This is a genomic window from Ruegeria sp. HKCCD3925 (genome assembly GCF_057221175.1).
This window is the reverse complement of record NZ_JBWVBI010000008.1, coordinates 149,523-161,636: the sequence shown is the minus strand read 5'-3', so window position 1 is coordinate 161,636 and position 12,114 is coordinate 149,523. Positions and strand designations below refer to the sequence as shown.

The 12,114-nt window shown below is 57.9% G+C and carries 13 protein-coding genes; 8 read left to right on the top strand and 5 right to left on the bottom strand.

Going from position 1 to position 12,114, the window contains the following annotated elements; translation table 11 throughout:
• Positions 1-99 precede the first annotated feature (99 nt).
• Genes AC2TEM_RS18680 through AC2TEM_RS18670 form a run of 3 tightly spaced genes read left to right on the top strand, consistent with a single transcriptional unit; the run spans position 100 to position 1,317 of the window.
• Positions 100-342, top strand: coding sequence for a hypothetical protein (locus AC2TEM_RS18680; RefSeq protein WP_480856354.1), 243 nt, complete (start codon positions 100-102; stop codon positions 340-342).
• Positions 342-935, top strand: coding sequence for a TetR/AcrR family transcriptional regulator (locus AC2TEM_RS18675; RefSeq protein WP_480567966.1), 594 nt, complete (start codon positions 342-344; stop codon positions 933-935). Before AC2TEM_RS18680 ends, AC2TEM_RS18675 begins: the two co-directional genes overlap by 1 nt.
• Before the next feature lie 37 nt (positions 936-972).
• Complete coding sequence (locus AC2TEM_RS18670; RefSeq protein WP_170399025.1) at positions 973-1,317, top strand: hypothetical protein; 345 nt, start codon at positions 973-975, stop codon at positions 1,315-1,317.
• Here AC2TEM_RS18670 and AC2TEM_RS18665 read toward each other — a convergent pair.
• Positions 1,314-2,372 (bottom strand): transporter substrate-binding domain-containing protein, encoded by a 1,059-nt coding sequence (locus tag AC2TEM_RS18665; protein WP_170514903.1) that lies wholly within the window; start codon positions 2,370-2,372, stop codon positions 1,314-1,316. The two genes, AC2TEM_RS18670 and AC2TEM_RS18665, sit on opposite strands and share 4 nt — an antisense overlap.
• 207 nt (positions 2,373-2,579) lie before the next feature.
• Here AC2TEM_RS18665 and dapE point away from each other — a divergent pair, with 207 nt between their 5' ends.
• From dapE to rnr, 3 genes are read left to right on the top strand one after another with little or no spacing between them, the layout of a single operon-like run.
• The gene (dapE, locus tag AC2TEM_RS18660; protein WP_480562281.1) at positions 2,580-3,719 is read left to right on the top strand and encodes a succinyl-diaminopimelate desuccinylase; all 1,140 of its coding nucleotides are present in this window, start codon (positions 2,580-2,582) and stop codon (positions 3,717-3,719) included.
• Between the two features lie 3 nt (positions 3,720-3,722).
• Positions 3,723-4,298, top strand: coding sequence for a TIGR04282 family arsenosugar biosynthesis glycosyltransferase (locus tag AC2TEM_RS18655; RefSeq protein ID WP_480856353.1), 576 nt, complete (start codon positions 3,723-3,725; stop codon positions 4,296-4,298).
• A 57-nt stretch (positions 4,299-4,355) separates the two neighbouring features.
• On the top strand, positions 4,356-6,614 hold the full coding sequence (rnr, locus tag AC2TEM_RS18650) for a ribonuclease R (RefSeq protein WP_170425916.1): 2,259 nt from the start codon (positions 4,356-4,358) through the stop codon (positions 6,612-6,614).
• On the opposite strand, the gene AC2TEM_RS18645 is transcribed toward rnr, so the two are convergent.
• Both AC2TEM_RS18645 and AC2TEM_RS18640 read right to left on the bottom strand, forming a co-directional pair.
• Positions 6,605-6,991 (bottom strand): DUF1801 domain-containing protein, encoded by a 387-nt coding sequence (locus AC2TEM_RS18645; protein WP_170406797.1) that lies wholly within the window; start codon positions 6,989-6,991, stop codon positions 6,605-6,607. The genes rnr and AC2TEM_RS18645 overlap by 10 nt on opposite strands.
• Positions 6,988-7,686, bottom strand: a complete 699-nt coding sequence (locus AC2TEM_RS18640) for a glutathione S-transferase family protein (RefSeq protein ID WP_480856352.1) — start codon at positions 7,684-7,686, stop codon at positions 6,988-6,990. Before AC2TEM_RS18640 ends, AC2TEM_RS18645 begins: the two co-directional genes overlap by 4 nt.
• 82 nt (positions 7,687-7,768) lie before the next feature.
• Here AC2TEM_RS18640 and AC2TEM_RS18635 point away from each other — a divergent pair, with 82 nt between their 5' ends.
• Complete coding sequence (locus AC2TEM_RS18635; protein WP_170818395.1) at positions 7,769-8,476, top strand: helix-turn-helix transcriptional regulator; 708 nt, start codon at positions 7,769-7,771, stop codon at positions 8,474-8,476.
• Positions 8,477-8,546: 70 nt separating this feature from the next.
• The gene (locus AC2TEM_RS18630) at positions 8,547-9,863 is read left to right on the top strand and encodes a lytic murein transglycosylase (RefSeq protein WP_480856351.1); all 1,317 of its coding nucleotides are present in this window, start codon (positions 8,547-8,549) and stop codon (positions 9,861-9,863) included.
• 40 nt (positions 9,864-9,903) lie between these two features.
• On the opposite strand, the gene AC2TEM_RS18625 is transcribed toward AC2TEM_RS18630, so the two are convergent.
• Positions 9,904-11,301: an aspartate aminotransferase family protein gene (locus AC2TEM_RS18625; RefSeq protein ID WP_480856350.1), complete on the bottom strand. Its 1,398-nt coding sequence runs from the start codon at positions 11,299-11,301 to the stop codon at positions 9,904-9,906.
• 75 nt (positions 11,302-11,376) lie between these two features.
• Entirely contained in the window at positions 11,377-12,060 is a 684-nt protein-coding gene (locus AC2TEM_RS18620) for a GntR family transcriptional regulator (RefSeq protein ID WP_170406782.1), read from the bottom strand.
• Positions 12,061-12,114: the final 54 nt, after the last annotated feature.

Sequence of the window (12,114 nt, the reverse complement as noted above, 5' to 3'; positions counted from 1 at the left end):
ACAATAAACCTTCGAATGTCCAGATTTCACCTTAAGATTTTTCTGAACCCGCTTGGAGGCAGGATGACTTTTATTCAAACCCTGAGGAATCAAAGGTGGATGACACTGCTAATTCTGGCGGCGCTTCTTGTCTCGACCTTCGCCGGGTATTACGGCCTTTGGGGTCTGTTGTTCATATTTTGGGGGCTCTTGGCGGTGCGCTCGGGGCAGGCCTTCTTGATCGAACCGATAAACCGCGCGACAGATCCGGCACTGTTCTGGTCGCTGACGGGTTTGTGGATCGTTTTGGGCGTTCTCTACGTTCTGGCGGATGTTTTTCCACCAGTTGCGAACGGATTCTGATGCCCCGTCCCAGTATGAAAGACGCCAGATCCGAGCAAATCCTGAACGCATTTATGCGTTGTGTCGCGCGGTACGGGCTGGATGGCTCGACCCTGGCGCGCATATCAGAAGAGGCAGGCGTCGGGCGGCCATTGCTGCGCCACTATCTGGGCAACCGGGATGAGATGGTTCGCAAGCTGCTGGATCACGTCCTGAAAGTCTTCGCGGATCAGGTTGAGGCGCTCTTCGACACTCTGCCGTGCGCTAGTCGGGTTGCAGCGATGCTGGACGCTTTGTTCGGACGCGGCACCTATTCTTCGGAAAGTGCTGCGGTTTTTGCCGCTTTGGTCGCAGCCTCAGAAAGACACGCGGATTTGCGAGAACCCTTGCTTGGGTTTGTCTATGACTTCGAGGCAAGGATCGCTGCTGAAATCATGAACGAACTGCCTGCTGCCAATATGCAAGGGGTCCAAGCCGTGGCAGCGGGTATGTCCGCAATTTATTTCAATACGGATGCTGTGATGCCATTGCGACCCCGGGCGGAATGGCGCGACACGCAGCGCGTGGCAGCGCAGATGCTGTTGGACCACCTACACGACAGCACCTGCGACTGAGTTGACCGTGCCATCGGGCCAGCGTATTGCGGGCACTATGGAAAAGCAGAAAAAACCTTCGCGCCAGCAAGTCTATACGTTGTTGGTTCAGATCGGTCGCAAAGATGGCGACGGCCTGCCCGAAGGCGCGACCGGGGCGGCGTTGATGTGTTTTGCCAGCGGCGTGGACGAGGCCGAAGCCGTGCGCGAGACAGTAGCGATCCTGAAGCAGGCCGATACTGCACCGCTGGATGTCACCGGCTATGGCACCCTGGCCGAGCGTGAGGCGCAAGGACATGATATCGATCCGGATGAGCGGGCATTGATGCAACGGGCGCTGGATGAAAACGCGGTTATCGTGGCACAGATGACGCCATTCTTCGGCGACGAGGAAACTGCTTAGTTTCTTACCCCGAACCACTTGCGATAGATTTCGTCATAGGTGCCGTCTTCGCGCAGGGACAGCAGCGCCTGATTGACGTCTTCGACCAATGGCGATCCGGTTGGAAATGCGATCCCATAGTTTTCACGCAGGAAGATGCCCCCGGTCATTGTCGCCATTCTGCGCCCTTCGTGGCTTGCATAATAGGACAGGATCGGAGCGTCGAAAACGACCGCATCCAAATCCTTATTCTCAAACGCGTTCAACATGTCCTGCAGATCGCCATAGCCGGTATAGTCGATCTCGCGCCGGTTCAGAAAACTGGCGGCGGTTGAATCGGAAATCGTCCCGACCTGTTTGCCGTAAAGGTCGTTGACCGAATTGACGCTGCCGGTGATTGCGTCCACCGTCATCACCGAGGTGATCCGGGCCGTGAAAACGGAGACGATGAATAGGGATGACACCACCAGTACTACACCCAACAGGCGGCCAAACGGGGTGCGCGGCATCCGCTCTTCAAAGCCACCGTTCACCACCAGGTTGAGGGCCCACCAGAACGACGGGAACCACGCCTCATTCAATTTGCGATCAAAGTAGGGCTGCGCGCGTTTCTCAAAACTCCACATCAGCATGCCGCCACCAAGCAGGATCGCAAAGGCCAGCCCGATGGCGATGAACAATTCCCGAGACAGCAAAGCGTGCAACAGCGATGGCTGGCGAGCGGCCTCTGACGGGACCATGATCTGTAATCCGGCCTCAAATATCGGTTGTGTGAAATCCATTCGGGTTTCGCGCAAGGCGGTGATCGATATATTAGCGATCGCCAGATCGGCAGAGCCATCCTGAACCGCGCCCAACATTTCTCCAAATGTCTCGACGCGGTTGATCGAGTATTTCCAGCCTAGCGATTCAGACAGTGCCGCCAGAAGATCCATCGAGAAACCGGTCTGGGCACCGTCCTCGACAAATGAGAACGGAGGACGGGTTACCGTTGTAACCGTAAGAGACTGGGCCTGGCTTTGCTGCGCAAGAGTCGCGAAAGTCAGGCAGATCAATGCGAAGAAGACACGCTTCATGTGGAATCACCTGTTTCGCGGCCCTCTAACTCACTTAAGGGCAGCGCGGCAAGGCAGCCGCTGGGTCAACGCTCATGTTTTGTTGGGGTGCAAAATCAAGCCGCTTGGGCATTCGGTCTCGGAATTCGACTATTCGGGGTTGGCAATCCGGGCAATTCGTTGAATCTGTGCACGAACACAGGCACCCCTAAGGACAAGAGGCCCAATATGACCGATCCAGTTGAGCTGACAGCAAATCTGATCCGTTGCCCATCGGTCACACCCGATGAAGGCGGGGCTTTGGTCTTGCTGCAGCAAGTGCTGGAGGAGGTCGGATTTTATTGCACTCGCGTAGATCGTGGTGGAATCTGCAACCTCTTCGCCCGATGGGGGCAGAAGGGTCATGCATGCAGCTTTGGCTTTAACGGGCATACGGATGTAGTTCCGGTAGGGGATGAGGCGGCCTGGACCATGCCCCCTTTCGGCGCTGAGGTCCGGGACGGGGTGATGTACGGCAGGGGCGCGACGGATATGAAATCGGGCGTGGCAGCATTTGCGGCAGCGGCTATCGATTTTGTGCGTGACACGCCCCCGGATGGGGCGGTGATCCTGACGATCACAGGTGATGAAGAAGGCGACGCACTGGATGGCACTGTTGCTTTACTGGATCACATGGCCGCAACGGATGAGCGGATGTCGGTTTGTCTGGTGGGCGAACCCACCTGTCCGAACACGATGGGCGAAATGATGAAGATCGGTCGGCGCGGCTCGATGACCGCGTGGTTCACTGTGACCGGAGTGCAGGGGCATTCGGCCTATCCGCATCGGGCAAAGAACCCGGTGCCCGCGATGGCGCGGCTGATGGATCGGCTGGCCAGCCACGAACTGGATCTGGGGACAGACCACTTTGACGCCTCGACCTTGGCGGTTGTCACGATCGACACCGGTAATCCGGCGACAAATGTGATACCGGCGCAATGTTCTGGGACAGTGAACATCCGGTTCAATGACCTGCATTCCGGGGCCAGTTTGAGCGATTGGTTGCAATCCGAGGCAGCCGCCGTTGCCGAGGCGTTCGGCGTCGATGTCGAGACCCGGATCAAGATTTCGGGTGAAAGCTTTCTGACCCCTCCGGGGGCATTGTCTGATCTGGTAGCTTGCGCTGTCGAAGCAGAAACAAATATCCGCCCCGAGCTTTCGACCACCGGCGGGACCTCGGATGCCCGCTTCATCAAAGATCATTGCCCGGTGGTCGAGTTTGGTCTGGTCGGGCACACCATGCATCAGGTCGATGAATGTGTCGAAGTGGCGCAAATTCATCAACTCAAGGCGATCTACACCCGTATTCTGACGGATTACTTCGCCTGATCCATGCAGAAAACGCTGGTCATCATGGTGAAAGAGCCACGTCCAGGGCGGGTCAAGACCCGTTTGGGGCGCAATATCGGCATGGTTGGGGCTGCTTGGTGGTTTCGGCATCAAACGCGATCTCTGATCCGGCGTCTGCGTGATCCGCGCTGGCAGATTGTACTGGCGGTCTCTCCGGATAGGGAGGGAATGAACAGTCGGGTCTGGCCTGTTGATTTACCCCGGAAGCCTCAGGGGCGCGGAGATCTGGGCGACCGCATGGGGCGGATGTTGCGCGGTGCTCCCGATGGCCCGGTGTGCCTGATCGGTGCGGATATTCCGGGCATCACACGGGGTCACATTGCGCGGGCTTTTCGCGCGTTGGGCCGGGCTGAGATGGTGTTCGGGCCCGCCCCGGATGGCGGCTATTGGCTGGTCGGTGCGCAGCGCTATGGGGCGCTGCCCTCAGGGTTATTCCGCGATGTGCGCTGGTCAACGGAACACGCGTTGGAAGACACACTGAATTCGGTTCGCGGGTGCCGAGTAGCGTTGCTGGATAATCTGCGCGATGTGGATACCGTGGCCGATCTGCACGGCTGACATGAGGCACCGCTTTTTGACCATGACGCGGTCGCATGCCCGTGCTAGGCCAAACTCATGACACGCATTCCGACCAAGCAAGAGGTCCTCGACTGGATCTCGGCGAACCCTACCCTGACCTCGAAACGTGATATCGCCAAGGCTTTTGGCATCAAAGGCGCGGATCGGATCGATCTGAAGCGTATCCTGAAAGAACTTGAGGCCGACGGCCATCTGGAAAAACGCAACCGCAGCTATCGCGATCCGGATCGTCTGCCGCCGGTCAGCGTGTTGCAGGTGAAGGCCCCGAACGTAGATGGCGACCTGTTTGCGCGCCCGTTGGAATGGCACGGAGAGGGGGTCGAGCCCATCGTTCTGCTCGTAACGCGTGCCAGCGATCCGGCGCTGGGTGAGGGTGACCGCATTCTGGCCCGCCTGACCGTGGTGCATGAGGAAGATCACAATTACGAAGCCCGCTTGATCCGCCGCATCGGCACCAACCCGCGCAAGATCGTCGGCATTTTCCGCAAAGGGGCCGAAGGCGGGCGGATCGTGCCCATCGACAAGGCTGGTCAGACAGAATGGCTGGTCGCGGACGGGGCCGTTCTGGGGGCCAAGGACGGTGAGCTGGTCGAGGCCGAGCAGGCCGGACCCAAGAACCGCATGGGCCTGCCACGCGCGCGCATTGTTGAAAGGCTCGGCGATCCGACCGCGCCCAAGGCTGTCTCGTTGATCGCCATCCACCAACACGGTATTCCCGACGATTTCCCGGACAAGGTAATCGAAGAAGCCGACAAGGCCAAACCCGTTGGACTGAAAGGGCGTGAAGACCTGCGGGATATGCCGTTGCTGACCATCGATCCTGCGGATGCACGGGACCACGACGACGCCTGCTATGCCCATGCCGATGACGATCCCAAGAACCCGGGTGGCCATGTGATCTGGGTCGCCATCGCTGACGTCGCCGCCTATGTGAAACCCGGTACGGCGCTGGATCGCGAGGCACGCAAGCGGGGCAACTCCAGTTACTTCCCGGACCGCGTAGTGCCGATGCTGCCGGATCGCCTGTCCGGCGATCTGTGTTCCCTGCACGAAGGCGTACCGCGCGCTTGTATTGCCGTGCGGATGCAGATTGATGCCGAAGGCAACAAGATCGGCCACCGGTTCGTGCGCGGCCTGATGCGCTCTGCCGCCTCGCTGAATTATAACGAGGTGCAGGAGGCGATCGACGGCAACCCGAACGACCGCACCGGGCCGCTGTTGGATACGGTGCTGAATCCGCTTTATGCCGCGTATGCTGCGCTGAAAAAGGCACGTACCATGCGGCAGCCGTTGGAACTGGACCTGCCTGAGCGCAAAATCGTACTCAGCGATGCGGGTGAGGTGACCAGCGTCGCGTTCCGTGACCGGCTGGATGCGCATAAGCTGATCGAGGAATTCATGATCCTCGCCAATGTCGCCGCTGCCGAGACCCTGATCACCAAACGCCGCCCGCTGCTGTTCCGCGTCCACGAAGAGCCCGCGCCCGAAAAGCTGGAAAGCCTGAGAGAGACGGCGCAGGCGGCGGGATTAAACCTCGCCAAAGGGCAGGTATTGCAGACCCGACATCTGAACGCGCTGCTGAACGCCGCCGCTGGTACCGAGGATGCAGAGCTGATCAACCTGACGACCCTGCGGTCGATGGCGCAGGCCTATTACAACCCCGAAAATTTCGGCCATTTTGGGCTGGCTCTGCGGAACTATGCGCATTTCACTTCTCCCATCCGGCGCTATGCTGATCTGATCGTGCATCGCGCGCTGATCTCAGCCCATGGCTGGGGCAAGGACGGTTTGACCGAGGATGAGATTGCACGGTTGGAAGAAACGGCGACCCATATCTCGGATACCGAGCGCCGCTCGATGATGGCCGAGCGCGATACGACTGATCGCTATCTGGCGGCCTATCTCAGCGAGCGGGTCGGCAATGAGTTTTCTGGCCGGATCAGCGGTATTGCCCGGTTCGGTGCCTTCGTGAAGATGGACGAGACCGGAGCGGACGGTCTGGTTCCAGTGCGTTCGCTGGGGCGAGAGTTTTTCCATTTCGACCGAGAGGCCGGGACGCTGATGGGCTCGGACACCGGGCTGATCATCGCCATTGGCCAGCGTGTCACGGTGCGGTTGACCGAGGCGACGCCGGTGACGGGCGGATTGGAATTGGAGTTGTTGTCCATCGATGATCAAGCGCTGCCGCGCGGCCGTGGCCCCGCCAAGCGCGGAACGCGGCGCAAGGCCGCCAGCACCAAGCGCAAGAAGGACAAGATCAAGCGCAAGGTCGAACGCAAACGCCGTCAGAGATGATAAGTAAGCGCGCGCGCAATCAGCCAGCCATGGCGCGTAGGATCAATCTGATCGGGCCGGTCGAACAGAATCGCGCGATTGCCGTCGATCCGATCCTCTCCAGGAAAGGCGGAAGTAAAATCCCCCATCAGTCGGCTTTGGCAGTGTACGAACAACGCAAAGCAAGCCGCCTTGTGTCCGCCCAAACGAATCGTCGAGCCTTTGGGCGCCAGATAGGCGGGCTGGCCCCACCGCAACGCTTCTTCCAGAGGCTGAGCGCGTGGCAGCGAGGCCGCAGTTTCGAAGATCAACTCGCGCAGCGCTAGTGCCCCATTGCGCGTCTCTTCCGGAAGCGCCTCATAGGCTGCAGCGACTTTTTTGTCCTCAAAGGCTGTCATGATAGCGGGATCGCCTGCTCCATTCGGTCGATATATCTGTTGAGCAGCTTATCTTGTTTAATCCGACGGGTCAGGGGGGTGTCTGATGGTGTCGCGCGCATCGCCGCCAGCATTGGACCGACGCTCATGTCCGCCGAGGTAGGTTTCTCTCCCATCAGATAAGGCGATTGCCAAAGATAGGCCGAGATCGCCTCAAAGTCGCGCTCCAGCCGGTCTTGTCGTTCGACGGGCGAAAAGCGGGATACACCTTGAAACGCGAGCCCCTTGAGAACGGATTTCCGGATCGAATTCGAAACCGGCTTGCGGATCAGTGCGGGAATGACGGTAAAGAATGTATCGCGCAGGATTGGCCAAACCTCATCATTGGCCCAACGGTCCTGCACGACATGAAAGTAAAGGTGTTCCTCGGCCATGCGGACCAGTGCGCGGGACTGGGCCTTTTGCAGGTCAGTCAGGCCAGCATCGAAATCGGCCCCCTGAGCCTCAAGCCAGTCGCGGATCAGGTCGCTGTCAGGAATCAGACGTTCAGGCGTGCGCAGAACCGGCAGCTTCTGGTGTGGCATATTGCGCGGGTCCAGCAGATCGGACCGTTGCCAGCGCAGGCCCGCGTTTTGAAGCATCAGGGCCGTTTTCACGCAGAATGGGCTGGCGCTGAACAGGCCAAAGGCAGAGGGGAAGGTGAGAAGGGTCAGCATCATCAGCTCCATAGTTGGGACGCCTGATGGATACGCCGGACTGATGACAGATTCTGACATTAGGCTTAGAGTAGACTATACTATGTCCCGCACCGCCCGTCTTTTTCAGTTGATGCAGGCCCTACGATCTGGCCCCTCGCCCAGAACGTCGGTTCAATTGGCGCAGGATTTAGGCGTTTCGCCGCGCACAGTGCACCGGGATATCGATGCATTGCGTGGTCTCGGGGCGATAATCGACGGAGAGGCCGGGTTCGGGTTCACCCTAATCGAGGATGCGACCCTACCGCCGCTGGGTTTTACCAATGATGAGCTTGAAGCGTTGGTTCTGGGCTTGCGCGAGGTGCAGCTGATTGGTGACCCGGCGCTGTCGGATGCCGCAAGCGCGGCCCTACGCAAGCTGCAGGGCCGGTTGCCGCAGCGCCAGTCGCATCGGCTGAGCCATGCTGTTCTGACCGCCACGCGATTTGACAGGCCAGCCGTGCCAACAATTGACGTTGCCATTTTACGCCAAGCCGCGTGGGATGAACGCGTGATCGAGTTCGCCTATACCGATGTCAAAGGCGCAGACACCCGTCGTCGGGTCAATCCGCTGAGCATCGTCTATATGGACCGTGCCAGCGTATTGCTGAGTTGGTGCCACCTGCGACAGGATTTCCGAGTGTTTCGGCTGGATCGTATGCAGGGCATGGATGTGACCGAGGATAGCTTCCGACCCAATCGCGTATCGCTGTTGCGTGATGCCATTGCGCGTATTCGCGCGGAACGTGAGGAACAGGATCAGGAAACCTGACGTTCTGCGTTTTGAGAAATCCCGATTGTGCGCTATCATCGGCTCTGAGCAGTAATCAGGATAAAACGGAATGCGTAAGTGTGTAGGTGGCGTTATGACCGCCGCATTATGGGCATCCATCGTGCAGGCGGATACAACAGAAAATTCGATACGGCCTCTGGCCCGACCTATGGTCGACAATGTGCAACTGGCCTCGGCGGATGTGACGGTCTCGGTACGGCCCGTGCTGCGGCCTAAGGTCGAGGTGCAACGTGTATCGGCAGACGGGAATGCCCGATTTCAGGCTTGGCTGGGGGCATTTCGCAAGCGGGCGCAAGAGCAGGGCATCTCGGTCAATACGCTGGATCGGGCGTTGGCTGGGGTGACCTATGACAGTGACATCATCAAACGCGATCGCAATCAGGCGGAGTTTTCCAAACCGATCTGGGAATATCTGGACGGAGCGGTTTCAAAAACGCGGATTTCCAACGGTCGCGTTGGACTAGACAAGCACCGCGAGACTTTGACCCGGATCGAAGCCCAGTACGGCGTCGAAAAAGAGGTCGTGACCGCGATCTGGGGTCTTGAGACTTCGTTCGGCACCTACCGAGGAAGCAAGCAAACCATTCGGTCGCTGGCGACTTTGGCCTTTGATGCTCGACGAGCAAGCTTTTTTGAGGAACAGCTGATCGCCGCGTTGCAGATACTGCAGGCAGGGGATGTCGACCCTGAGAATATGGTAGGCAGTTGGGCTGGGGCGATGGGGCATACACAGTTCATGCCGACCTCGTTTCTTGATTTCGCGGTTGATTTCGATGGAGATGGGCGTCGCGAGATCTGGTCGGATAATCCAACTGATGCCTTAGCATCAGCCGCTTCTTATTTGGCAAAACATGGATGGACCAAAGGCCAACCTTGGGGGGTCGAAGTGCAACTACCATCCGACTTTGACTACGCCAACGCGCGGCGAGATTTCACTCTGATGCCGTCGGAATGGGCGGCCCGTGGGGTTCTTGCTTACTCGGGCAAGGCAGTGCCCGATCACGGTCAAGCGGCAATTCTGTTACCGGCTGGTGGTCGGGGTGTCGCCCTGATGATCTTCAATAATTTCAAAGTGATCGAGGCCTACAACGGCGCCGATGCCTATGTGATCGGCATCGGGCATCTGTCCGACCGGCTTGCAGGAGGCTCTCCGTTTGAGGCCGATTGGCCGCGTGGCGATCGCGTATTGAGCTTTACTGAAAAGAAAGAACTACAGCGTCGGCTGACTCAGGCGGGCTTCGATACACAAGGGATCGATGGGCGCACCGGGCCAAATACGATTAACGCGGTGCGCGCGTTTCAGGTTGCTCAGGGGTTGATCCCGGATGGATACCCGTCGCTCGGCCTGCTGGAAAGGATGCGCTGATAATCAGGGCGACCCAATTGGGTCGCCCATGATCTAATGATCAGGACGCAGGCTTCATCAGACCTTTTTCGTTGATTTCAACCAACGCATCATCCAACGATTTTTGAATGCGCACGAACATCTCGTCGATTTCGGCCGGGGTAATGACCAGCGGCGGAGAGATGACCAAGCGGTCGTCCACATGACGCATGATCAGATTGTTTTTGAAGCAATGTTCGCGGCAGATATATCCGATCGTGCCGGGATCTGATGCGAACTTGGCTCGGCTTGCCTTTTCAGGCGTTAATGCGATGGACCCCATCAAGCCTGCGATCTTTGCCTCTCCGACCAGCGGATGCTCGACCAATGCGTCCCATTTCTTTTTCATATAGGGCGCGGCCACGTTGCGCACATGATCGACGACGTTTTCTTCTTCGAGGATGCGCAGATTTTCGAGCGCAACTGCTGCGGCAACCGGGTGGCCGGAATAGGTGTAGCCATGGTTGAACTCGGTGGCGCTGATGACACGGGCGACTTCGTCGCAGACGATCGATCCGCCAATAGGTGCATAGCCTGAGCTAAGGCCCTTGGCGATTGTCATGATATGCGGTTTGATCCCGACGGTTTGCGAGCCAAACCAGTTGCCGGTTCGGCCAAACCCGCAGATCACCTCATCCGCGATCAGCAGTATATCGTACTTGTCGCAGATGCGCTTAATTTCAGGCCAATATGTGTCGGGTGCGATGATCACGCCGCCTGCGCCCTGCACAGGTTCGGCGATGAAAGCAGCGACGCGATCTTCGCCCAGTTCCTGAATGGCTTCTTCCAGCTCGCGCGCGCGCGCAAGGCCGAATTCCTCGGGGCTCATATCGCCGCCTTCCACCCACCAGTTCGGCTGGTTGATATGGTGGACATTCGGGATTGGAATGCCGCCCTGCGCATGCATTCCTGCCATGCCACCCAACGACGCCGATCCAACAGAAGAACCGTGATAGGCATTCTTGCGGCTGATGATGATTTTCTTGTCCGGCTGACCTTTTTCGGCCCAATAGGTGCGCACTAGACGGATGTTGGTGTCGTTGGCCTCGGACCCGCTTCCGGCAAAGAAGACATGGTTCAGATCACCTGGCGCAAGCTCAGCCAGTTTTGCAGCCAGTGCAATGGCGGGCGTATGAGTCGTCTTGAAGAAAGTATTATAATACGGCAGCTCGCGCATTTGACGTGCGGCTGCATCGGCCAGTTCGTTGCGGCCATATCCGATATTTACGCACCACAATCCGGCCATACCATCCAGAATTTCATGACCTTCGCTATCGGTCAGATAGACGCCCTTGGCACGGGTGATGACCCTGACACCTTCGTCTGCCAGCGCCTCATTGGTTGAAAAAGGATGCAAATGGTGTGCTGCGTCCAGCGCCTGCAATTCGGCAGTGGGCATGTGATTGGTGATGGTGGACATCTCGGATTCTCCAGCAAGCGTCGTTGCCAGATAGAATATGATCAAATTTTATGCTGTCAATCGAATCGCTGGTTTCTAGGTGCTTGGCAAAGCATCGCCCATCATTCCCATACCCTGCTCAATGTCCTGCGCTGTCGCTAACGCGGCCTTTTCTGCATCACGCTCACGTAGCGCGGCAATAATGTCTTTGTGTCTGTCGGGCAGGCTTTGAGTGCCGAAGCGACCGCAAACGATGCGCAACGAAGGGCCGAATCGCAGCCATAGCCGTTCGGCTAGATCAACAAGTATCGGAGCGTCCGCATGGGAATACAAAGATTGGTGAAAGGCGTGGTTCAAACGCAGGTAACCCCCTACGTCCCCATCCGCGATCATATTGTCCAATCGTTGATCCAGCTGCTCAAGATAGTCGATCTCGGTTATAGATATGTTCTTTGTGGATCGCCTGGAAAGCTCTGTTTCTATTGAAATTCTTGCAAAAATCATCTGCTCGATGTCGTTGGCTGAAAGCAGCGGGACGCTCACGCGACGATTGCCCTGAAAAATGAGCGCGCCGTCGGAAATCAGACGGCGTATCGCCTCGCGCACCGGAGTCATGCCGACACCAAGCGAATCAGTCAGGCCCTGGATCGTGACCGGCTGCCCGGGCACGAGATCGCCAAACAGAATCTGGGATTTCAGTGTCCGATAGACCTGCTCGTGCGCTGGGCGTTTTTCTTCATCTACCGGAGGTGTATCTGCTTTATTTTTGATCAAATCCAAAAGGTTTGCCCCAATCCAAGTGTTTCTGTCTTGCCAGAATCTTCACCTATTCCG